The 22,864-nt window shown below is 62.1% G+C and carries 21 protein-coding genes and 1 tRNA gene; 9 read left to right on the forward strand and 13 right to left on the reverse strand.

The annotated features are described in order from the left end of the window. The first annotated feature begins 41 nt into the window (after positions 1–41). Both rlmB and ESZ00_RS19060 read left to right on the forward strand, forming a co-directional pair. Positions 42–827, forward strand: coding sequence for a 23S rRNA (guanosine(2251)-2'-O)-methyltransferase RlmB (rlmB, locus tag ESZ00_RS19055; RefSeq protein ID WP_129209984.1), 786 nt, complete (start codon positions 42–44; stop codon positions 825–827). Continuing rightward, positions 824–2,722: a M1 aminopeptidase family protein gene (locus ESZ00_RS19060; protein ID WP_129209985.1), complete on the forward strand. Its 1,899-nt coding sequence runs from the start codon at positions 824–826 to the stop codon at positions 2,720–2,722. Before rlmB ends, ESZ00_RS19060 begins: the two co-directional genes overlap by 4 nt. A 27-nt stretch (positions 2,723–2,749) precedes the next feature. Here the strand turns inward: ESZ00_RS19060 and ESZ00_RS19065 are convergent, their stop codons facing one another. The 7 genes from ESZ00_RS19065 to ESZ00_RS20185 form a co-directional block, all read right to left on the reverse strand. After that, positions 2,750–3,154: a DUF1801 domain-containing protein gene (locus ESZ00_RS19065; RefSeq protein WP_129209986.1), complete on the reverse strand. Its 405-nt coding sequence runs from the start codon at positions 3,152–3,154 to the stop codon at positions 2,750–2,752. A gap of 102 nt (positions 3,155–3,256) precedes the next feature. Further along, entirely contained in the window at positions 3,257–5,830 is a 2,574-nt protein-coding gene (locus tag ESZ00_RS19070) for an AsmA family protein (RefSeq protein ID WP_129209987.1), read from the reverse strand. Position 5,831: 1 nt separating this feature from the next. Continuing rightward, a complete protein-coding gene (gene lepB, locus ESZ00_RS19075) occupies positions 5,832–6,623 on the reverse strand; it encodes a signal peptidase I (RefSeq protein ID WP_129209988.1) in 792 nt (263 codons plus the stop codon). 26 nt (positions 6,624–6,649) lie between these two features. After that, positions 6,650–7,471: a signal peptidase I gene (lepB, locus tag ESZ00_RS19080; RefSeq protein WP_129209989.1), complete on the reverse strand. Its 822-nt coding sequence runs from the start codon at positions 7,469–7,471 to the stop codon at positions 6,650–6,652. Between the two features lie 2 nt (positions 7,472–7,473). Beyond that, positions 7,474–8,358, reverse strand: coding sequence for a ribonuclease III (gene rnc, locus ESZ00_RS19085; RefSeq protein WP_229741123.1), 885 nt, complete (start codon positions 8,356–8,358; stop codon positions 7,474–7,476). Positions 8,359–8,511: 153 nt separating this feature from the next. Next, the gene (locus ESZ00_RS19090) at positions 8,512–10,359 is read right to left on the reverse strand and encodes a tetratricopeptide repeat protein (protein WP_129209990.1); all 1,848 of its coding nucleotides are present in this window, start codon (positions 10,357–10,359) and stop codon (positions 8,512–8,514) included. Positions 10,360–10,676: 317 nt separating this feature from the next. Beyond that, complete coding sequence (locus ESZ00_RS20185; RefSeq protein ID WP_164981628.1) at positions 10,677–11,261, reverse strand: DUF2628 domain-containing protein; 585 nt, start codon at positions 11,259–11,261, stop codon at positions 10,677–10,679. Positions 11,262–11,780: 519 nt separating this feature from the next. Between ESZ00_RS20185 and ESZ00_RS19100 the strand changes: the two genes are divergently transcribed. From ESZ00_RS19100 to tadA, 4 genes are all read left to right on the forward strand, one after another. After that, a complete protein-coding gene (locus ESZ00_RS19100) occupies positions 11,781–12,710 on the forward strand; it encodes a carbon-nitrogen hydrolase (protein ID WP_129209992.1) in 930 nt (309 codons plus the stop codon). Then, positions 12,707–13,765 (forward strand): agmatine deiminase family protein, encoded by a 1,059-nt coding sequence (locus ESZ00_RS19105; protein WP_129209993.1) that lies wholly within the window; start codon positions 12,707–12,709, stop codon positions 13,763–13,765. The genes ESZ00_RS19100 and ESZ00_RS19105 overlap by 4 nt, the downstream gene beginning before the upstream one ends. A 396-nt stretch (positions 13,766–14,161) precedes the next feature. Then, on the forward strand, positions 14,162–14,461 hold the full coding sequence (locus ESZ00_RS19110) for an immunity 53 family protein (RefSeq protein WP_129209994.1): 300 nt from the start codon (positions 14,162–14,164) through the stop codon (positions 14,459–14,461). Further along, a complete protein-coding gene (gene tadA / locus ESZ00_RS19115) occupies positions 14,458–14,922 on the forward strand; it encodes a tRNA adenosine(34) deaminase TadA (RefSeq protein WP_129209995.1) in 465 nt (154 codons plus the stop codon). Before ESZ00_RS19110 ends, tadA begins: the two co-directional genes overlap by 4 nt. Positions 14,923–15,178: 256 nt before the next feature. Here tadA and ESZ00_RS19120 read toward each other — a convergent pair whose 3' ends face one another. Then, entirely contained in the window at positions 15,179–15,712 is a 534-nt protein-coding gene (locus ESZ00_RS19120) for a cupin domain-containing protein (protein ID WP_129209996.1), read from the reverse strand. A 217-nt stretch (positions 15,713–15,929) separates the two neighbouring features. On the opposite strand from ESZ00_RS19120, the gene ESZ00_RS19125 reads away from it, so the two are divergent. After that, entirely contained in the window at positions 15,930–16,652 is a 723-nt protein-coding gene (locus ESZ00_RS19125) for an energy transducer TonB (RefSeq protein ID WP_129209997.1), read from the forward strand. An 81-nt stretch (positions 16,653–16,733) separates the two neighbouring features. Continuing rightward, the gene (locus ESZ00_RS19130) at positions 16,734–16,991 is read left to right on the forward strand and encodes a glutaredoxin family protein (RefSeq protein ID WP_129209998.1); all 258 of its coding nucleotides are present in this window, start codon (positions 16,734–16,736) and stop codon (positions 16,989–16,991) included. Between the two features lie 436 nt (positions 16,992–17,427). Here the strand turns inward: ESZ00_RS19130 and ESZ00_RS19135 are convergent, their stop codons facing one another. The 3 genes from ESZ00_RS19135 to ESZ00_RS19145 all read right to left on the reverse strand — a co-directional run bounded on the left by ESZ00_RS19135 (position 17,428) and on the right by ESZ00_RS19145 (position 19,919). Next, the gene (locus ESZ00_RS19135; protein ID WP_129209999.1) at positions 17,428–18,180 is read right to left on the reverse strand and encodes a zf-HC2 domain-containing protein; all 753 of its coding nucleotides are present in this window, start codon (positions 18,178–18,180) and stop codon (positions 17,428–17,430) included. After that, a complete protein-coding gene (locus ESZ00_RS19140) occupies positions 18,177–18,887 on the reverse strand; it encodes a sigma-70 family RNA polymerase sigma factor (protein ID WP_129210000.1) in 711 nt (236 codons plus the stop codon). The genes ESZ00_RS19135 and ESZ00_RS19140 overlap by 4 nt, the downstream gene beginning before the upstream one ends. A 273-nt stretch (positions 18,888–19,160) precedes the next feature. After that, positions 19,161–19,919: a hypothetical protein gene (locus ESZ00_RS19145; protein WP_129210001.1), complete on the reverse strand. Its 759-nt coding sequence runs from the start codon at positions 19,917–19,919 to the stop codon at positions 19,161–19,163. Between the two features lie 103 nt (positions 19,920–20,022). Between ESZ00_RS19145 and ESZ00_RS19150 the strand changes: the two genes are divergently transcribed. Beyond that, positions 20,023–20,098: transfer RNA gene (locus tag ESZ00_RS19150), tRNA-Ala, on the forward strand. 1 nt (position 20,099) lies between these two features. On the opposite strand, the gene ESZ00_RS19155 is transcribed toward ESZ00_RS19150, so the two are convergent. Together ESZ00_RS19155 and ESZ00_RS19160 are read right to left on the reverse strand one after the other, a co-directional pair. Continuing rightward, the gene (locus ESZ00_RS19155; RefSeq protein ID WP_129210002.1) at positions 20,100–20,678 is read right to left on the reverse strand and encodes a tyrosine-type recombinase/integrase; all 579 of its coding nucleotides are present in this window, start codon (positions 20,676–20,678) and stop codon (positions 20,100–20,102) included. A gap of 350 nt (positions 20,679–21,028) precedes the next feature. After that, positions 21,029–22,708: a DUF1488 family protein gene (locus ESZ00_RS19160; RefSeq protein WP_129210003.1), complete on the reverse strand. Its 1,680-nt coding sequence runs from the start codon at positions 22,706–22,708 to the stop codon at positions 21,029–21,031. Positions 22,709–22,864 lie beyond the last annotated feature (156 nt).

A 22,864-nucleotide genomic window follows, 5' to 3' on the forward strand; every position in this document is an offset into this window, starting at 1 on the left:
GACTGGCCGTCCAGGCCAGTCCGCAGCAGTAAACTAAAAGTATGGAAATTCTTTACGGCCTCCACCCGGTCGAGGAGGCCTTGCGCTCCGGCAGCCGGCGCTTTGACCACGTATGCGTGGCGCGCGAACGCGGCGACAAGCGGCTACAGAAGGTCATCGACGCCTGCCGCGAGGGCGGCGTCCGCATCCGCTTCGAATCGAAGGAAGAACTGACCCGGATGGCCAAGACCGCCGGACACCAGGGCGTGGTCGCCGTGGTCCGGGAACGCGAATTCCTGGAGATTGAAGACCTGCTTGCATCCCCCTCCGGCCAGTCCCGTCTCATGCTGGCTCTCGACGGCCTGGAAGACCCGCAGAACCTGGGCGCCCTGCTGCGCACCGCCGACGCCTCCGGCGTCGATGGCGTGGTCATGACCGAGCGCCGCGCCGCGCCACTCTCCGCTGTCGCCATCAAGGCCTCGGCCGGAGCCGCCGAGCATGTCCGCATCGCCCGCGTCGTCAACCTGGTCCGCGCGCTCGAGCAGCTCAAGGAGCAGAACATCTGGGTCGTCGGCCTGGACGAGCGCGGCACCCAGGCTTACGACGAGTACGATTTCACGTCGAATACGGTGGTAGTGCTGGGCCGCGAAGGCGACGGCATGCACGACCTGGTCAAGAAGAGCTGCGACCACCTGCTGCGCATTCCCATGGCCGGCAAGGTGTCCTCGCTCAACGTCTCGGCCGCCGGCGCCGTGGTCCTTTTCGAGGCCGCCCGCCAGCGCCGACAGAAAGCCGCACCCGCCGAAGCGGCCAAGCCCCGCAAGGAGAAAAAAGGCCTCGGTTCATGACGCATTGGAAGTTGGCGGCAGCAGCCGTCCTCGGCGCAGCCTGCTGCACGGCAGCCGCTCAGCAAAGCAATACCCAGCAGAATCCCGCCACGCAGGAAAGCCCCGCCCAGCCCGCACCGCATGGCCAGGTTCTCTTTCACCGCTCGACGTCCGACCCCTCGCAGTCGGATCAGCCCGCCGAAGCGGCGCATCCTGCGGCCAAGGTCACGGATGAAGAGCGCGGCGCCGTCACCTACACGCGGTACGATCTCGACGTTCACCTCCTGCCGCAGCAGCAGACCCTCTCAGCGCAGGCACGCATCACGATCCGCAATGACGGCCCGGCGCCGCTCCGCGTGGTGCCGGTCCAGCTCAGCTCCGACCTGAAGTTCGACGGCATCAGCTCCGCAGGCAAGCGGATCACCTACGGCGTAGCCACGCTCAACAGCGATGCCGACCATACCGGCCAGCTCAACGAAGCCGTTCTCGAACTGCCCGAGCCGCTGGCTCCCAAGGCTACGCTCGATCTTGAGATCGCTTACGACGGCACCATCCAGGCCAGCGCCAAACGCCTCGAGCAGATGGGTACGCCGGCCGATGCCGCAGCGCACTCGGACTGGGACGAAATCTCGGCCGATTTCGTCGGTCTGCGCGGCTTCGGCAATGTGGTCTGGTACCCGGTCACCGCGCCGCCCGCGCTGCTCGGCGACGGAGCGAAGCTCTTCCAGGAGATCGCCCGCCAGAAGCAGCGGCAATCTGAAGCCACGATCCGCATCCGCGTGAGCGCGGAGTTTTATGACATTGCCCCGACGCTTGCCGTGCTCAACGGGCATCCCGTTGCAATCGACAAGCCCGAGGCCGCGCCTTCGGAGACAGCACCCGGCGTGGTGACCGCAAGCTATGGACCGGTCCCGATGGGTTTTGCCGTACCATCGCTCTTCCTCACCACAGATAAGGCGAGAACGGAAGACGGCCTGCACATCTATACGCGTACCGAAGACCAGCCCAACGCGCAGAATTACGTCAATGCTGCCGCGGCGGTGCGTCCGCTCGTCGAGCAGTGGCTGGGGCAGAAACAGCGTGAGCCGTTGACCATTCTCGATCTGCCTGAGGCCGGTGACGCAGCCTTCGAGCAGGGCTCGCTGCTGGCGACCAGCGTGGACAATACGCCTTTCGAAAAACTCGAGCCGCAGGTGGCCCACGGACTCGCCCACACGTACTTCACCTCGCCGCGCGAATGGCTCAACGAGGGCGTGCCGAACTTCGTCGAGTCGTTGTGGATCGAGCACACGCAGAGCCGCGACCTGGCCCTCGCCAGCCTCGAGCAGCAGCGCGGAGCGTTGTCCTTTGCCGAGCCGGCCTCACCCGGCGCAGGCGGCGGCGAAAGCCTCCTCGATGCGACCGATCCGGTGTATTTCCGCACCAAGGCGACGTACGTTCTGTGGATGCTGCGCGACAACACCACCGACAAGCAGCTGTCCAACGCGCTGACCGACTATCGCCCCAGCGAAGATACGAGCCCGGAGTATTTTGAAAAGCTGACCGAGCGCTCCGATGGTTTCGACCCGGCGCAGGACCTGCAATGGCTCTTTGCCAACTGGGTGAACGCCGACCGCGGCCTGCCCGATCTCTCCATCGCCGCCGTGCATCCCAGCCCGGTGGCGCAGGCCGGCGGACAGTACCTCGTAGGCATCGATATCCAGAACGACGGCTACACCGAAGCCGAGGTACCGGTGACCGTCATCTCCGCCAAGGGAACACTCACCGAACGCGTCCGCCTGCCCGGCAAGACACTCACCACCCACCGCATGCTCGTCCAGGGCACACCGCAGAAGATTGTCGTGAATGACGGCGCAGTGCCAGAACTGCAAAGCACCGTGCACACGCAGGACCTGACCGGCGCTCCGCAACAGTAGCAGCCCCACACCAAGCTGCCAGCACTCCTACTCCCCGTTTTCTACGCGCGCCTTGATGTCCGCATAGGCCGTCTCAATGAGGATGCGGAGCGCGGCAGCATCGATCGCACGGTCCGGCCTCAGCTTTACGTGACGCATGAACCTGCCGCTCCCCTCCAGGAGCCGGGACGGGTCCGGCAGCGAAGCTCCCTGAAAGAAGCCCACATTCACGTGGGAAGTGAAGGCATGGACATAAGCGAAGGGCACGTCGCCAAAGCAAGCCGTCGGGCAGCCATCATGCAACAGCTCTCGGACCTCATCCCCGCATCGCCGCATTACATCGAACCAGGTGCGCGCGATGGCTCCCAGCGCATTCTCATGTGCCTTCATCCAGGCGTCGATCGCGGGATCGTGTGCGACCGTACCATCGAAGCGCAGCAATCCTGTTCTCATCGTGTCTGCCCTTATCGGGCTCCGCTCGAGCCATCTTAGGCGCTTTGATGCGCAAGAAGAAGGAGCAGCCGAGGCTGCTCCCAACGCCTAGAGCCCATCACGCTACGGCTTGGCCGTCACCAGCGGATGCGCCAGTGTTCCGCCGACGATCTGTCCTTCGGGCCAGCTCAGGCTCAAGCCGCGATCAAAACCAATCTTGCCGGCAACAGCACCGGCTGCCGGCGCAGCATTTCCCAGCACCAGCGCACCGTTGCCGATTGTTCCCGAAGCATTCCACTGCGTAAAGCCCGACGGCGCCATGGCGCCCGCCGCGAGACGTCCAGCCGGAGCTGTCAGCGAGCCGTGGTTCCACTGCCAGTGAAAGCGGCCCTGCGCCGAGGAGAGAAGATCAGCCTCCGTGTAGCCGGAGAGCGTCAGGTCCGCGCCCCCATCGAGCGTTCCCGTTGCAGGCCACTTCTCGGCAAAGAGCGCGGCAACCGGAGCCATGGCCACGCCGCTCCACGTCGTCTTGAGGCTGTAGCGCGGCGCGCCGTGTGAGCCGTCCATTCGCCCCGAAGCATGCAGGCTGCCGTTCAGCGCGCTCGCATCGAGCGACGGAATCGTCCAGCCGCGCCCATCGGCGGCAATCTGCGCACGTACATCGTGCAGCGTCAGCGTGCCCAGCGTGAAGGCTCCCACATGGACCTGTCCTTCAAGCGCAGGCCAGCTCTTCTTCGGCTCGACCTCGGACAAAATCGCCTGCACCAGAGCACCCGGATGCCCGGAGCCGAGCAGCACCGTCTCCAGCGCCGCCGCATCGAGCTGGGGCACATCGAGATTCAGCCGCGCCGGGCACACGCTCTCGCAACGCAGTGCAGCATCCAGCGAGCCGCGCAGCGCAATGCCGTGCAGCGTCGCTGCGACATTCGCCCAGTGCATGCCTGTGTCGTCGAAATTCACCGTAGCGGAAGCCAGCTCTACCGGATCGCTCAGCCAGGGCAGAACGGCCTGCGCCTTTTCGAGACGCAGCCAGCCCTGCACATCCGCATAACGCGGCAGCAGAGAACCATCGGCCGCGATCGCCGGCTCGGCCGTCCACGGACGCGCAAAGGTCAGATCGATATTCGCCGTGCCCTGCGGCGCGACATGCGCCATCAGTGGATGCAGAGATCCAAGCGCCCCGGCCAGCTGGCGCAGGCGCGCCATCGGAGCAGCTCCCACCAGGTGGAACGAGAATCCTGCCTGCGTCATCTCACCGGAGATACCGAAGGGAGCACTGCCCCCCATCTCCATCGTTGCCGGCTCGAGAACGATTCCCTGCGCTGCCGGCGACGCAGCCGGTGTCATTTCTTTTTTATGCTTCCGCCCCGTGGGCTTCGCTGCCACCGGCTCTGCGCCCCGCGCCACAAAGTGCAAGGAGGCAAAGCGGAAGGGCGTGCCATCCCCTGCAAACGAGACTTCGAGCGGAGTTACGGTCGCATCCCCGGTAAGCTCCGGCGCAGCCTCGCTCTCCGTGTCGTAGTGGAAGGTGCCTGCGATCGTGCCCTTCGCCTCGAGGTCCGTGGGCAACTCGGAGCGCAGCAGTCCCAACACGTTGACCGCAAAGGAGGCCGGAACCTGGTTGATCTCAAACGCCAGCTGCGCCTTGCGCGCGGCGATATCCGCAACGTTGCCGGTCAGCAGCAGATGCCCGCTCTCCACCGGCCACAGGCAGGTGAGCCCATCGAGCGCCCGCGCCGCATGCCGATATCCGGCCTGGCAACGGGCATCGATGTCGAAGGCATTCATCGGTGTGAACTCTTCGCGATGCGCATTGCCGACACGCAGGTGCGTCTTGACCTGCAGATTCTCGATCGGGCCGGCCAGATCGGCGTCGGCACGCAGATCGCCGCGCCATCCAGCATCGAAACCAAGCAGCATCTCTCCGGCCTGCCCCAGCTCGGCGTGGTTCCACTCGGCGTGCAGCCTGACCGGCATCTGGTTGAGTGCGGCTGCGCGATCGAGCGAGCCATCCACCTGGATCGTGCCGGTGTCTTCGAGGTCGAGACTCATATCGGTGCGCACCGGCTGCGCCTCGAAGCGCAGCCGCCACTCATTCGCCGATTCAAGCCAGATGGAGAGATCGCTGTTCAGGAAAGAGAATCCGGATTTTTCAACACCGGACTTGAAGTTGAAGCGGGCACCGGAGAACTCGATATAGGGAAAGCGCGGGCTCGCGCCCGAATGCCGCTGCGCGGTAGGCGCGTTCGCGGTGTGCGAGGCCTGCTCGAGCAGCGTGCCGAAATTCCACTGCCCCTGCGCATTGCGCACGAGATTGACGCTCGCCTGGTCGAGATCGATGCGGCTCACCTCGAGCCTGCGCCGCCACAGGGAGCTCAGCCGCAGTGAGACCGTGACTGAAGGCGCACGCAGCATCGGCTCCGCACCGAAGTCCGCATTCTCTTCCACCACAAAATCGGTGATGGCAAGCCCCGGGCGCGGCAGCATCTGCAGCTTTACCGAGCCGATATGCACCGGATGCCCGAGGCTGCGTTCGATCGTATCCGTGATCGTCCGGTGATAACGATTGATATTCACCAGCGGCACGATAAAGGCGGCCACCAGCACAGACACGATCAGCAGCAGGGAGAGGATGCGCAGCGCCTTGTCGTAACGGCGCGCCGGGACGGGCGTCTCGCCCGCATCGGTTCCGGTCATGCTACTTCACCAGATGAAGCGTACGGCTCCACCGCGTTTGATCGAAGAAGTGCAGGAGGATATGTCCGACGGCAGCAATGCGATCGCCCATGCCGGTCTTCTCGTACTGCGTCTCCGGGGTGATGAACGACCAGTAGACGAAGAGCGGGCGGCCGACGATGTTGGCACGCGGCACGAAGCCCCAGTAGCGGCTGTCCAGGCTCACCGTGCGGTTGTCGCCCATGGCGAAATACTTGCCCTCGGGCACGACGAGATCGCCATTCTGGATGTGGTTCGGCAGATCGACCTGCCACTCCGCCGTCACCTCGCTACGCTCGGGTGGAGCGAAGGCCGGGAAATCGTCGCGATAGGGGTAGATCGCATCCGGCGCGGGCTTGCCGGCCTGAGGCTCGTTCTGCGCCACGCCGTTCAAATACACGATGCCGTTCACCAGATGAATATGATCGCCGGGCACACCGACGACACGCTTCACAAGATAAAGGTCCGGCTCACCCGGCTTGAAAAAGACGATGATATCGCCACGCTTTACGTCGCGATGGTGCACGAACGGCGCCCAGTGCGCGGGTGGCGCCAGCGTGATGCGATCCACCATCACGTGGTCGCCTACCAGCAGCGTCTTCTCCATGGAACCAGAGGGAATCGCGAAGTTCTGAAAGACGAAGGCAAACGCGAACAGTCCAAGAACCAGCACGCCGCAGATCGAAGCAAATGCCTCGAACGGAGTTTCGTCCTTTTCCCTGGTGCCTTTGCTTTCGGTCTGCTTGCCGTTCTGGGGCTCGAGCGTCTGCTCCATGGTCTCCGTCGGATCTCCCTGGCGGACTAGCGCACGATGCGCAGCATGCGGCTCCAGCGCGCAAAATCCGCGATCCTGTTGGCTACTTCCTCGTGTCCGAGTTTATCATTCGCCGCCTGGCCGGCCCGGACCTGAGGAAACTCCGGCAGGTCGGTCGTCGAAGGCTGGCGCAGCGAAAAATAGATCAGGAATGGCCGCCCCACAATGTTCTCCCGCGGCACAAAGCCCCAATAGCGGCTGTCGCGGCTGTGGTTACGATTGTCCCCCAGCACAAAGTAGCTGTCCGCCGGAACCACCAGTTCGCCGTTCTGTACCTCCGCGCGCAGGTGCTGGAACCAGTGCGGATCGATACCGGGGTTCGTATAACCGCCTGCCGGAAACTGATCGCGGAAGCTATCCTCCTCGGCGGTCTCATACACGGCATGCGGCTCGGTAAGCGCCTTGCCGTTGCGATACACCACGCCGTTCACGAACCGGATGCGGTCGCCCGGTACGCCGACCACCCGCTTGACCACATGCTCGGGCGGATTCAGGGGGAAATGGAAGACCACGATATCGCCGTCAGCAACATCCTTATAGGGCAGCAGGTGACGCCAGATGCTGGATGTCCCGCCATAAATCGTCTTGTTCACCAGCAGGAAATCGCCAACCAGAAGCGTCCGCTCCATGGATTCGGAGGGAATCCGGAAGGGCTGCAGGATGAACGTCAGCGCAAAGAGCGCGACGACGATGATGGTTAGCAGCGAGCGCACCGCCTCGAACGGCGAGGGGTAGATGACATGCAGCACATGCGGAGGCTTCTGCGCAGCGGATGGCTGCTCTTCGGCCGGAATGGCATTGCCGGGCATGCTCACCGCTGACGCTCCAGCAGAGCTTCCGGCTCCTCATCCCCATCCAGCTCCGGATCATCTCCGGCGAGCCCTTGCGCCTCGCGCTCCAGGCGCAGCAGCGCACGCCGCGCGGCCTCCTGCTCGGCCTTCTTCTTGGTATTGCCCGAGCCGCGCGCCAATGGACGCCCCTGCTCGCCGGCGATACTTACTTCCACAAGAAACTTCTTCCGATGGTCGGGGCCGCTTTCCGCCCGCACCTGGTACTCCGGCTGTCCCAGCTTCTGCGCCTGCACCCGTTCCTGCAATGCTGACTTGTGATCGCCGATGCTGCCGCCGCCCAACAGGCGCCCGCGCAGTTCCTCTACCGACGGAGCAATCACTTCGCGAATCACGAACTGCCGCGTGAATTCCAGCCCCGCGTCGAGATAGAGAGCCGCAATCACCGCCTCCATGCAATTGGCCAGCAGCGCATGCTTCTTCCGCCCTCCGCTGCGCTCTTCTCCCTTGCCCAGCAACATGGAATCGCCCAGCTTGAGACCAATCGCCACTTCGCCCAGATGCCGCCGGCTGACCAGTTCGGCGCGCAGCCGCGTCAGCTGCCCTTCATCCAGACCGGGATAGCGCTGGCACAGCTCCTCCGCGGCGAGAAAGCCTAGCACCGCGTCGCCCAGAAATTCGAGCTGCTCATTGTCCGAGGATGGATCGTGCACAGGCTCCGGCTGGCTGGCCGCGACCTTCCCGGCGGGAGCGACAGCATGAGCCAGATTCTGCTCATACGCGAGCGAGCGGTGGGTCAGAGCGCGAGCCAGCAGCCCGGAGCGCTCGAAGCAATGACCCAGCCGGTGCTCCAGGTCACTAAACTGGCTTCCGGACCGGCCACTGTTTTCCGCATCCTGGCGTGACACGCGCTTCAGAACTGCTCCTTCCGGACTTCCGCCCGATCTCTCTGCCTGAATTCCTTCTCCACACGCGCCGGTTTATCGAGAGCGACGCAAATATCGCTCCCGATCATACGTCCCGGGTATTCAGCACACCAGATACTTCAACGGCTTCCGCGATTAACGCTGCGGCTGGCTGTTTTGTGGCGCGGCCTGGGTGCTGCCGGAATCCGGGGATGCCGTGCCCTGCGGCTTGGCCGGAGCCTTGCCGTCATCCTCCGCATCGCTATCCGACTCCTCATGCTTCGGCAGCGTGAACGGCGCCTTTACGCCCTTTTCCGCGGCAGCCTTGGTATCCGGCTGGCCGTCGCGCACGGTGAGCGCAGCCTTGTACTCGGCCACGGCCTGGTCGCGCTCCTCTTCCACGTCGAGAATGCGGCCGAGGTAGATATGCGACCACGCCGACATGCGCGGATCCTGCGAGAGGCGCACCGTCTCGCGGAAGGCCTTCTCGGCATCGTCCATGTGCCCTTCGACCAGATCGGCCCGGGCAAGGATGAAGTTGGCGCGAGCCGGATCGCCGGTCTTCTGATCCAAAGCCTTCTGCGCCAGCGATGAGGCCGAAGTCGCATCGCCCTTGATCAGGTCCAGCTCCGCCAGGTCGAGACCGCGCGGCTGGCGAGGCGTACGGGCAATCACGTCCGTCGAGCCTTCCTCGACAAAGCGCACGTTCTTCGCCCGGTTGATCTCTTCATCCACCGGCATGCCGTACACCATTTCGCCGATCGCCTCCTGGAAGCTCTCCGGAGACTTCTCGAAGTTGATGAGCTGGTTGTAGAAGTACTGCGTCAGCACAAAACCCAGCGACATGGAATGCGAGACCGACTGCTGGCGGATCTGCGCATCCTTCTGCACCTCGGCATTGTGCTGTTTGAAGATCGCTTCCATGTCCGGGCGCTCGGTATCGGACGGCAGCGCATGGATCACCACACCGGTCTCCATGGTGCGCGCCTCGATGGCACGGATCATGGACTCGATCACCAGCGAAACAATGTCGCTGCGGTAGACGAAGTCGAGGGGCGCATCCTTCACCACCTTCAGGAACGGCAGCAGCCGGTCCATGGCCGTCGACCGCGCGTAGAGCAGCGGCTCCAGCTGGTAATGGAGGTACGTGTGACGCACATCGTCCATCCGGATCGTTCCATTGGCCGGAGAAACCACCACCACATAGTCGGCGCCATAGACACGGGCATTCGTCTCCGCCGGAGACAGCAGCGGCTCGAGCACGACCAGGAAACGGCGGCCGTCATAGGTGCTGGCCGGAATCTTCAGATAGGCGTTCGTGTCCACGATCATCTTGGTCAGCGGATCGTGGAACTGCGAGATCAGCGCGTCATAGGCCGCGTGGTCTTCCACCCAAATCACGTGCAACTGCGCCTTCTGGACGAAATCGCGCAGCAGAGGCCAGATGTTCTCCACCTGCGTGGAGTCCGGCGGCATCTCCTCTTCGTCCACACTCGGCGAGAGCTCAGGCGGAGGATTCAGAAAGAGCGCGAGCGAGACATACTGCGACAGGTCACGGCTGGCTCCGGAGAGCCGGTGCTGATCAATGAACGAGCAGATCTTGTCCCGCGCATCCCGCGCATCGGCCGACTGCTGCGTCATCTCGTTCACCTGCTGGCGAACGCGCAGGCGGATGGGATCGGACTGCTCCAGCCCGGCATCGTAACCGCAGGCATTCAGAGCCACGGCCACGTCAAAGAGCGCTTCGCTGTTCTGCAGGCTGATGGTCGGGCCGGCCGGGTCCATCAGAGCCGGGGAGGACGACTTGGCCTGCGCGGCGGCATGGGCTGCGGCACCGCTGTTCGGGCCGTTACCGGAGTTCTGTACCTTGACGGGAGCCGGCTGCCCGATCGATGAGGACTGCGCTATGGCTGGGGCCACGCCCAGAGAAGCGGCCAAAATCGGAGCCGCCACGCTCACCAGCGAACGCGAAACAGAGAAGATCGAGGGTCGGAAAAACGGCATAGGGAAAGACCGGGAAATCTGCGTAAAGAGAGACAAGTCGGGACCTTAGCCTGAAGGATATGCGCCGCCGGGGGGAAGAATCAAACGGACTGCTGCGCGCAGGGCGAATGGCCCGGCGATCGTGCTTTCTCAAGAGACGCAGGGCAGCCCGGGATGTCAGCACCGCCGGGTAGATGGCTGGTAAAAGCAGATCGGGTATCCCTTACAAACCCGCGGCCATCAACCCTGACGGTGGCCCATGCAAGCCCGGGCTGGCTTGCATGGGCCACAGGAGTCTCTTCAGACTCTGGGTTGCTGATTTCCCACCCAGACAGAGCCTACCGGAATGCGTTGGGGTCCTGACCGGAAAGAACCACCAGCGCGACCATCAGGATCATGAGCCCCACCAGGGCGGCTGCGGAGATGTAGCCCGCCGGCTTCGATACCCCGCCCTCTTTGGCCAGTACGCTGAGATCCGCAACCGGACTCGCTCCGCGCAGCGCAATGATGCGCTTCATCGCATGCTCGACATAGGTGTATTTGCCGGAAATCGCCAGCGCGATGCCGATCGGCAGCCCTATCCGATTTCCTCCGGGAATGGGCAGAAGCGCGAACACGACCACCACACCGAGGATGATAAGCGAGACCATCCACATCTTCCGGTAGAGGAACCACACCGGGCCCAGGAAGAAGGCAGCGGCAACAAAGCCGCGTATGATCTTAGGTTTTTTGCCTCCCGCCGGGGCAACAAGGCGGGCTCTCATGCTGTCGTAGGTGGGCATAAACTTGTCTGCGTTCGGACCGATAAACGCCATCAACTCGGCGCGTCGTGCCTCCTGGTCCTCGTCGAGAAGAAATTGATGGGTGGGTTTTACCGCTTGCATCGTGCTTTGTTTTCTTTCTTCCTGAAAAGTAGGAAACATGTTGTTTCCTCGGGGTGAGATGCATGAACCCGCTGTCATGTTCTGCGTAGCGATGAAATTTAGCTCAGGGCTCAGATAAAAATCCCATGTCTCAACGGCGAGACGTGGGGCACCCGGAGGAGTTTGAGTCTCCCACCCAAGCGGAGCCTGGATGGGGCACCCGCGTACCTCTCCCTGTTCAGGAAGAACAAATCTCAAGCGCGACCAAAGGGAGCGGAGGCCGAAGGCATAAGGCTTGGACGGCCAGTCCCGCCCTGCGCGAAGCAGTCCATGAATCCGGGGGCGGCGGTGCCGTATCATATAAAGACCGGAAAGCAGGGTTCCGGCAAGCGAGAACCGGCTCCGGAATCGGTTTCCAGGCACGCGGCCACGGGCCGCGATTTTCTTGCCTGCAAGCCGGCGTCCCAGCCGATTTACCGTACCGAAACCACCCTGCGATACGCTGGCGATTTCCACGTCCGGCGTCGCCTTGGCGGCAGCCGGCCAGAGTTATGCCCAGAGATGAAGGAGCCAACAGGAATGCCCTCTCAACTGAACTACCGGATCGGCCTCGTGCAGATGTCCTGCAGCCCCGACACCGAAGCCAATCTCGACAAGGCCGCGGACCGCGTCCGCGAGGCCGCCCGTGAAGGCGCCCAGATTGTCTGCCTGCCGGAGCTCTTCCGCGCCCAGTACTTCTGCCAGCGCGAAGACCACGCGCTGTTCGATATCGCCGAGCCCATCCCCGGCCCCTCGACCGAGCGCCTCGGCGCCGTCGCCCGCGAGGAAAAGGTCGTTGTCGTCGCTTCGCTCTTCGAGCGCCGCGCCGCCGGTCTTTATCACAACACCGCCGCCATCCTGAACAAGGACGGCTCGATCAACGGGCTGTATCGCAAGATGCACATCCCCGACGATCCTCTCTACTACGAGAAGTTCTACTTCACGCCCGGCGATCTCGGCTTCAAGGCCTTCGACACCGCCGTCGGCCGCATCGGCACGCTTGTGTGCTGGGACCAGTGGTATCCGGAAGGCGCACGCATCACCGCCATGCACGGCGCGAATGTCCTGTTCTACCCGACCGCTATCGGCTGGCATCCTTCCGAGAAGGAAGAGTTCGGTGTCGCGCAGTATGACGCCTGGCAGACGATCCAGCGCGCACACGCCATCGCCAACGGCCTCTTCGTCGCCTCGGTCAATCGTGTGGGCCATGAGAACGGCGACGTCAACGGCAACCGCGTCGAAGGCCCGGGGCTCGAGTTCTGGGGCGGCAGCTTCATCGCCGATCCCTTCGGCCGACTGATCGCCAAGGCCTCGCATGACAAGGAAGAGATCCTGATCGGCGAAGTCGACCTGAAGCTGCTCGAAGACACGCGCCGCAACTGGCCCTTCCTGCGCGACCGCCGCATCGACGCCTACCAGCCCATCGTCAACCGCTTCCTCGACGGCACGACACCCGGAGACGGCAAATGACGGTAGCCACAGGTACGCCGCGCGAGCACGGCTTCCGCATGCCCGCCGAGTGGGCGCGCCACGAGGCCACATGGCTCGCGTGGCCGCATAACCCCAACGACTGGCCGGGCAAGTTCCAGGCCATTCCCTGGGTCTACGCCGACATCGTCCGCCACCTCTCTCAGGTGGAAGAGGTGCATATCCTCGTCAACCACGAGGCTGCCGAGAAGCGCGCCGAGAGCATCCTCCGGCGCTCCGGGGCGAATCTCGCTCGCGTACACTTCCACCAGGTCGAGACCGACCGCGTGTGGACGCGCGACTCGGGCCCGATCTTCGTCAAGAAGGGCGATGAGCTGGCCATCACCCACTGGCAGTTCAACGGCTGGGCCAAGTATCCCAACCACCTGAACGACGAGAAGATTCCGGCCTACGCCGCCGAGCATCTCGGCATGAAGCGCTGGGTTCCGATGTTTGGGGATCACCGCATAGTCCTCGAAGGCGGGTCGATCGATACCAACGGCGCGGGTGTTTTGCTGACAACCGAGGAGTGCCTGCTGAGTGAAGTGCAGCAGCGTAACCCCGGGCTGAGCCGGACCGATCTCGAAAAGGTATTTCACGACTATCTCGGCATCGACCAGGTGATCTGGCTCAACCGCGGCATCGCCGGCGACGACACGCACGGCCATGTCGATGACATTACCCGCTTCACGGCGGAGAACGTCATCGTCACCGTGGTCGAGCCGAACATTCACGACGAGAACCACCTGCCGCTGGCCGAAAACCTCGAGCGTCTGAAGGCGGCCCGCAATCTCCAGGGCGGGGCGTACGAGATCGTCGAGCTGCCCATGCCCGCGCCCGTCGTCTTCGACGGACAGCGGCTGCCGGCCAGCTACGGCAATTTCTATATCGCGAACGATCTCGTCCTGGTGCCAACCTTCAACGATCCCAACGACCGCAAGGCGCTGGGGATCATCGCCGGGCTCTTTCCCGATCGCGAGATCGCCGGCATCCACTGCGGGGATTTCATCTGGGGCCTCGGCGCGCTGCACTGCATGACCCAGCAGCAGCCGGCCTAAGGCTCAGGGCTCAGGGCTCAGGGCTCAGGGCTCAGATAAGAGCGTAAAGCTTTGGGTGGCCCACTCAAGCCCGCAGTTGGCTTGAGTGGGGTAGCAACGATACGGGTACCCCACGTCTCGCTTTTGAGACGTGGGAAAGCACAAACCCTGACAGTGGCCCACTCGAGCTTCCGTTGCCCCGGGTGGGGGACAGGATTCTCCACGATCGCCGGAATCGGGGTCGTGCTTCCCCACACAAGCCAACTGCAGGCTTGTATGGGCCACCCGGGTTCTTTCTCCTCCTTTGGGCAGGACTGTCCGGAGGCGTTGTTCCCCACCCGATCCCCACAAAAGAGCCATCCCTGATCCGGAGCGCGGGCATTACAGTAGACGACAGCAGACGTTGGAGTGGTGGGGATGCGGCAGAACAATCTCGAATGGCTGGAAGACTGGTACCAAAACCAGTGTGACGGCGACTGGGAGCATCGCCATGGCATGCGTTTCCGCACGCTCGACAACTCCGGCCTGAGCCTGACCATCGAGCTGGCCGGAACCACTGCCGCCCACGTCGGCCCGCAGCGCATCAGCCTCGATACGCCGTGCGGCGAATGGCTCACCTGCTCCATCTCGAATGACCGCTTCGAAGGCTCGGGCGATCCGGAAAAACTCGAACAGATCATCGGCATCTTCCGGCGCTGGGTGGACACCTGCCCATGACTCCGGAAGAAGTGTGGATGCGGGAGGCCATGGCCGAGGCAAAGGCCGCCGCCGATGCCGGAGAAGTCCCCGTCGGCGCAATCATCGTGTTTGAAGGCGAGATCATCGGCCGGGGACAGAACCGCGTCCTGCGCGACCTCGACCCGACGGCTCACGCGGAAGTCATTGCCCTGCGCGAAGCCGCCCGGCACCGCAGCAACTATCGCCTCACCGACTGCGATCTCTACACCACCCTCGAGCCCTGCTCCATGTGCGCCGGGGCGATCATTCATGCCCGCATCCGCCGCGTCGCCTTCGCCGCCGACGATCCCAAGGCAGGCGCAGCCGGGTCTGTCCTCGAGGTGCTCAATCACCCGAAGCTAAATCACCAGCTGGAGATTTCTCGCGGGGTGATGGGCATCGAGGCCGGAGAAATGCTGCGGCAGTTTTTCCGGGATCGGCGGACTGCGGCGCAGGGGTGAGTGCGGAACTGCTGCATTGGCATGCAAGATTAATAACTATTATTGCTCAATAGAACTTATCAGACGAATAGTTTAACCATCCCGAATCTATTGGCAGGCTTATCTTCCGGAGATAAATCTATGTCATCTCGGCCGAAGCAAGATAGCTTCATCCCTCTCTCCGCTGCCCCACTCCAGCGCGCCAGAAGCAGGCGCCCGGAGATCCGGTATGCTCCGGTCTGAATGACAAGTCAAGTGGATGGGAGCGACAGGAGCGTCACTCCCGTGTAAGCGCCAGCAGCAGATCCTCGAATTCTCCGGCCTTCCCTGCCAGACTGGCTCGCGTACCGGACTCATAGTCTGCGTAGTCGAAGCCTGGGCTCACGGTGCAGCCGAGCAGCGCGCACTCTCCGCCCGTGACCAGCCGCGAGCCCTGCCAGGTGTGCTTCGGCACGATCAGCTGGCAATGCTGTCCTTCGGCCAGGTCTGAACCGAGCAGGAAGCGCTCCGCGCGGCCGTCGGGCGCGATCTGCAGCATCTCTACCGGGTCACCGTAATAGAAGTGGAAGATTTCGTCCGAGGCCAGGCGATGCATTTCGGAGAAGGTCCCTGGCTCGAGCAGGTAGTAGATGCAGGTGCCTGCAACCCGCGCAGCGTGCTCCTGCTCCCGCGCTGCGGCATACCGCGGCGGCAGGCTCTCGCCCGCGATCGTCTCGTCCGCCTGCCATATCTGCCGGAACCAGCCACCTTCGCACGGATGCGGCTCAAGGCTTAGCTTCTGCTTCAACTCTTCTGCGCTTAGTCGCGTCATGCTGCCATTCTATGTAGCCACTGCTCGGAGAACCGCAGGTCCCTCCACTCCGCTTCGCCCTTTGGGCTTCGCTCCGGTCGGGATGACATGTCTCGAGTGTGGATGCCGATGCCTTCCCACGTCTCAGAAGCGACGAGACACAGGGCACCCGGGGTTGCGCCCTGGTGTCTAAGGGATCAAGAGGTCTCGCTCTCTCTCGAATCATTCGGGAGGGAAGATGTTCGCAGATAGTCTTGTCGAATCCACCGGCCGGCTGCATACCAGTCGACGCAGCCTTGCTCTCGTTTCCCTGCTGGTCCAGGGGGCAATCCTCGCCGCTCTCGCCATGTGGCCGCTGATCCATCCGGACCGGCTTCCGCCGCGTGCTCTCACCATGCTGATTACCGCGCCACTGCCTCCATCGAGCCCGCCGCAGGCGCCCCACGCCGCTGCCATCAGCCGCGCTGTTCCCGCGCTGCTCAATGCCCTCACCGCGCCAACCCACATCCACCCGATCACCAGCGACTCATCGGCGCCGAACGATACCCCGATCGTCGAAGGGGCGACCATCGGTGACGGTTCGGGGGACACCCGCAACCTCGCTCAGCTCTTCAATGACGGCCCCGGCAGCAAGCCGCCCGACGTAACGCTCGCCAAACCCGCCCATCCCTCCGGACCGGTGCGCATCTCGGAAGGCGTGGCTCTGGGACATCTCCTCAACCCGATCCAGCCTGTCTACCCCGCGATCGCGAAAGCGGCTCGCATCTCCGGTACCGTCGTTGTCGAGGCCACCATCTCGACCAACGGTACCGTCATCCATGCCCATGCCGTGAGCGGCCCCCCGATGCTCGTCGGTGCAGCCGTTGACGCGGTCTCCCGTGCCCGCTACCAGCCCTATCAGCTCAGCGGACAGCCGGTGGAAGTTCAGACCACCGTCAGCGTCGTCTTCCGCCTGGAATAGCTTCTTCGCGGCCGGTTTTTCCCGCCGGCCGCGTCATTTTGCCCTGTTTCAATTTGTAAAAGAGCGGTTAAGATATGCCGCATGGACCTGGTTCTCTACTCCGCTCCCTGGTGCCGCGACTGCCGCGTCGCCAAGCGCTTCCTGGAGAAACACAAGATTCCGTACACGGAGATCAACATCGAGGAGACGCCCGGAGCCGCGGCCGAGGTTCTGCTCCACGTGGGAAAACGGGCCATTCCGCAGTTCGTCATCGATGGAGAGTGGATACAGCCTTACCGCCCCGGCGAAGGCTTCCTCTTCGAAGAAATGGCCGAACGCTTCGGCATCGAAGGCTCCTAGGACGCATCCACATCCAGCTAAGGCAACGCGTTGTCATTTCGACCGGAGCGGGACAGTTATATCGTCCTGCGCAGCAGAGAAACCTGCGGTTCTGCTGCGTGCAGAGCGGGACTGGCCGTCCAGGCCTTTTGCGCTTCGCATCCCCGCTCCCTTTGGTCGCGAGCAAAGACCGGCTGTGGCCCATTCAAGCCTGCGGTTGGCTTGAGTGGGAGCCGCAGGTCCCTCCACTTCGCTCGCCTTTGGCTCGCTTCGGTCGGGATGACAACATAAGAAGAAGAGTGCTCCGAGAGGGATGAGAAGCCACTGGTCAACCTTTCATCTTCCATGCACCCATATGTGGACATGGCCCAGCGTCCCAACGACAAACAGTCGAGTCCAGACAGCAAAAGAGCGCCCGATCGGGCGCTCTTTTGCTGTTCTATCCTCTACACCCTCGCTAGCCCTGCACCGACACGCCGGTCAGCGTCATCACAGCCACGCCCGGTACCGGCTCTCCAAAGACCCGCGCCGGCTCGAAGACACTGAACAGCAGCAGGGTTTCCACGGCCGCCCGCGCCTGGGAGTCTGTCGGCCCGGAGACGATCCGGTAGTCGTAGGCTCTTCCCTCGCTGTTCACGAAGGCCTCGAAGACAACCGGGTTGGAGGTATCGGTCGTCACCACCACGGAAGCCTTGCCGTGCTCATGCAGCGGCTGCGTTCCGATCGGAGCTGCCGTGTCGCCGCTGAACCCCGCGCTGTTCGACTCGGTCATCGAGTAAAGAAAATGCGCGCTGATCGCACCATCGTCCGAGTCCGCACTCGCCTCGACAGGGTCCGGCGAGGTAAACGCGCCGATCAGCAAAGCCGCCGTGCCGATCAGCAGCACCGCGCTGGCAAAGCCAGCCGAGGCCCGCAGCAGAAACGGCGCAAAGGTATTCGACCACTGCACCTGAAAGCGCGCCAGACTCTGCTTCGGCGTCTTTGCCTTCTCCTGGGAGAGAGCCACCCGCAGGCGCAGCGCGAGATCAGCCGGAGCCTTGGCAGGACCCAGATCCGCAAGCTCCTGCTGCATCGACCGCCAGGACGAAAACTCTTCCGCACACTCCGCACAGCCATCCAGATGCGCAGCAACCTCCTGCATGGCGACTCCGGTCAGCGCTCCATCCAGGTACTCGGAAAAGCGGTCCTTTGTGCTCTTGCAGTGGCTCATCGTGCCTCCTCGGCGGTGAAGGATGCCGCCAGGACACCGGCCCGCCCTACGGCTGCCGGACGCTTCCGCACCGACTCCGCCAGGGGCGCAAGCCGCGCCTTCAGGTTGGCCCGTCCGCGCAGCAGGCGGGACTTCACGGTGCCGAGGTTGACATTGAGGATCTCGGCAATCTCCTCGTAGGCAAATCCTTCCAGGTCACGCAGCACAACCACGGTGCGGAACGGCTCCGGCACCTCGCGCAGAATTGCCTCGACCCGCGCGCGCATCTCCGAGCGCTCAGCGCACTCAAAAGGAGATTCACCCGGGTCCATGAGCGTGTCCTTGATGCACAGCGCCTGTCCGTCGTTCGATTCGCCGGTTTCCGCTTCAATCGTGACTTCCTGACGGCGATGGCGCGACCACCAGCGGCGCTGGTTCGACGCCTCGTGCAGGGCGATGCGGTAGATCCAGGTCTTCAGGCTGGCATCGCCGTGAAAACCCGAAATCCCCCGGTAGATTTTGACGAAGACTTCCTGCGTCAGGTCGGCGGCGTCAGCGGAAAGCGGAATGGTGCGGGCAAGCAGGCTGTAGACCGGCTGATGATAGGTGGAGATCAGCCACGCGAACGCTTCCTCTGAGCCAGCCTGTAACTGGGCAACAATGGCAGATTCTTCCTGCCGTACTCCGATAGCGCTGGCAAGGTTTCCCACGGCAATTCCCACTTGCATCTGGAAGCTCCTCCTACAGTAGCAGGAAGACAAAGCCTCCTGCGAGTAAGCGCGGGAATTTGCCGCCGGCGGCCGAGTGTCTCGCTCACTCTACCTGCTTAGACACCAACAAGGTAGGGCTAGGTTCCCATCCAGAAAAAAACCTGGAAATAGAGGTTGCGCACCCCTGTCCCGCACCTGGTCAGGAGAGGTCTCAGGCCAATTTTTTGCGCTTCACTCCGCCCAAAGCACACGGCACTCGATCTGACTTCGAGCGGCGCCGGATAGAGCTCTTCAGTTGGAGGGCGTGGATGGCGGAGCGGGGGCAGTCTGCGCCGGAGTCTGCGTTGCCGGCTTTTTCCTCTTCTTCGGCCGGGAAGCAGGCGCAGCCGGACCATCGTCGACCACCGATGTCTTCGATGACGCCGACGCGCTCGATGCCGGAGCTCCTGGATGCACGGCTTCCACACGCAGACGGGCCAGATCCCTCTCCTGATTCTGTGTCCATGTCGCGATCCCGTCTCCCAGCTGCCGCCGGCTCGACTCAAGACGCGCAAGCGCCGAAGAAACAGCCGAGGTCTCCCGGTCGGACGCTGCCAGCTCCGCCGTCTGCTCCACACGCAGCAGCACATCGTAGAGCGCATCCACGTTGCGATAGACCGCGAAGGCCGCCGCGGCCGAACCAGGCGCTGCATCCGTCTTCGCCAGCAACCCCGGCAGCGTGTCCGAAAGGTCGCGCTGAATCGAAGCCACGTTCCGGTCTGTCTCCTCGCGCACCTCGCCAGGAGCCTTCCAGTGGCCGGTGTCGAGCGTGCCGATCATCTGCCCGACCGCATCGAGCGCGGGCTGCAACATCACGCGCACGGCACCGGCGGGCGGTACGCCAGGAGCGGAATTGCCTGCCGGCTGTCCACTGGCCTGCTGCTGGCCGCCTGGAGACGAAAGCGCAAACGCTCCGGCCGGAACTGCCATCAGCAAGGCAAGAAGACAGACCGTATTCCTGGTAGAGCGCGAGACAAAAGGGGCGGGACGATACAGATTGCGAAAAGACATTACTTCATTCCCGATGCCAGTGATAGAAGAAGGGTTGCTGCTTCTCCCCATATTTGACGGATGGCATCCTCCTCAAGCAGAATAAGAAAGTCCTTCCTTATGTGGGCCTGTGGCGCAGCTGGGAGCGCGCTTCCATGGCATGGAAGAGGTCATCGGTTCGATCCCGATCAGGTCCACCAATTATTTCAAGCATTTAGCTGCTCCTCCCTTCCGCGACTTTGTCGCAAATTCCAAAACCACGCCGCGGACACGCGGTGGATTTGCTGCTCTGCTTTCTCTAGCGGCGTCATCCATTCTGCGTCCCGCACCGTCCTTGCCCAAGGTTCCCGTGTCCATTAGCTCGTTGTAAATCGAGTTAACAGTAGAGCGTACGCCCTCGTGCAATGACTGCATGTAGACATCGGTCGTGGTGGCCACTCGCGAGTGACGCATCATTTCCTGAATGTCCTTGATGTGCCCCTTGTCCTTGGCCAATGTGGCGATCGTCCGCCGGATGACCTGGAAGGTGAGCTTGGGAAAGCCGAGCCTCTCCGCCAGTTTGCGCAGGACACGGTTGCGATAGTTCCCCGTATCTATGAACGAACCGCGTGGAATCGGGAAGAGAAACGCCTGCGGGTCTGAAGGCGGCAAACCACGCTTGCGCTTTTTCTTGTCGTACTGCTCCTGGCTGATCCGGCGCCATGCTGCAAGTTCATCCGCCAGATCCTCGGCGATCGGAATGACCGTAAGGCTTCCTTTCGTCTTACCGAAGGGACGGATCTTACCCTTTCAGAGGGTCTCTTTGATTTCGAGCGTGTACTACGCCTCGTACTCAAAGCAGAGCCAGCGGAAAGCGAATCATTCGCTCGGCCGCAGAGCGTTAGTCATGTCGAGCATCATCAGAATCCGGTCGCGAAGATCAAGCGCCAAGAATACAGAACGCAACTGGTTCTACGTCGGCACTGTCTTATCGATCTCGCGTAGATTGGCCGGCATTTTCAGTTTGCGCGCTGGCTCCTTCGCAAGGAAGCCGACTGCGTCATGTGCTGGAACATGGATGAGGCGTGTTCTTTATCACTGCATAGTTATGCTAGATCTCGTCTGACCACCTCATTAGCGTGTATTTCTTCTCAGTAGGGGATATCTGCTGTGCCTATCAGGACAGTTCCGTCCGTTTCGATGCGACCGGAGAGATATTTTTGTCGCGCGAGATTCTCTATGGCCTCACGGTTTTCTCGAAACACTTGAATTTGGTTTTTCCTGTCACCCTGAAAATGATCATGTAGCGCTTCTTCGCTGATCACACACCGTATCCGCTCTGTTCGGTCTTGGCCCCAGAACACGACTGCATCCCGATTGAAGTCGTATCGTTCTTCCGGAGCCGTGAAGACCAATTCCTTGTGTTCCCACGCGGTCTGCCACACAGCGAATTCACTGGGGCGAACCTGAAGACGAGCAAAATTTCCCTCATGCAGGTTGAGAAGATCAGACTCTGCCGTTTCCCTGAATCTGCCTCGCTGGTCCGCGGAAATATTGTCCTGCACCCACTGCGCGATATAGGAAGCTGCCTCTTTCCTATCCATATGTCGCCGCACCACATCGCCCACCAGTTGACGCAGTGCTTCGCGATGTCTCTGCCTGAATGGATCGGGATCGCCCAGGGATTGCCGCACCGCTGCGTAGCGCTCAGCTGAGCGCTCGTAGGTCCAGATGAAGACATCTTTGAGCAGGTCTACTTTGTTCAACTCATAGACTCCCAAAATGGCTTCCGTGTAGGTCGAGCGCGGAATGTCAGTGAACGACAACGACGATAGATTCTCCTTGATGAAGGGAATATTCGCAGCCAGACGGGATACGTGTTTATTCACGTCGTCGAAGGGTTGAAGGTACGGCAGTTGCACCATGGCGAAGAAGGATTGTTCGAACGGATCACGAATCGCTTGCGCGGTTGCCAGCACCTGATGGAAGCACTCCTCGATCAACTGCGGGACTTCGAGAGGATGAAAGGCGGACTTTTCAATGCCGACCGCAATGCGGCGCAGGCGTCCAGGAGCTGCCTCGTCCGGTAAGAGATTCTGCGCCAAAATCCCATGCAGGTTCAGAATCGTATAGCGGTTAAAACCTATCTCATCGGCTGCGCTCACAAGAAATGCAATGGCATCCTTGTGATTGAGAATCATCTGAGCTTCCAGCCTGTTCTGCCCTTCTGCCTCTTCACCAAATTCAATCAAACGGCGAGTATCGAGCAAAGAATAGGTATTGCCTTCGAGTCGGCTGGAGTTCCACGACAAATCAATGAGCAGGCGATTGAGAATCTGCTTGGCATACGTCCCGGCCGCTTCGATCTCAGTTGTCGTCTTGCCTACTTGTGCCAGGTGCTCCCGCTCTTTGGGAGTGAGATAAAAACTTGTATTGGGACGGTAGCTGTCAAGAAACTGACGGTTGTACCCAACCGCTTTTCTGGCAGAGAAAGGCTGCCGTAGATACTTATGCATCCTTTCACTTTCGGCGGAGAGAGGCACGACCGCCTCTTCTGACTTTACCTGTTCTATCTGCGCTTGCCGACGGGGGGTGGCTTCTAGTTCCTCTAGCCCCTTAGGAAGCCGGTATCGCGCGGCCCTCCCTTTGCCATCTTGGGTTAGCTTTCCTTCCTCCACGAGGCGTTTCAGCCAACGCTGTAGAGTTCGCTGAGGGATCTCCTTCAGAGCGTCGGCAATTTGACCACTCTGTGCGCCATCTGCGCTTTGCCGTATGAAGTCCACGACAGCCGCGAGGTTCTCTGCAATCTCATCCCCACGGCGGTTCGCCATATTCATCTCTCGCTTAATTGGCGCGAATTACATTATCGCGCCAATTAGAGCACGAATCGCGCCAATTGCAAAAATCGTGCCAATTAAAGTGGTTAGCGTGGCGTGATTTGGTCGATTACCAGGTAGCCAATCGGAGTGATATCGATTTGTGCAGTC

The sequence above is a fragment of the Silvibacterium dinghuense genome (assembly GCF_004123295.1).
In the GTDB taxonomy this organism is placed as follows: domain Bacteria; phylum Acidobacteriota; class Terriglobia; order Terriglobales; family Acidobacteriaceae; genus Silvibacterium; species Silvibacterium dinghuense.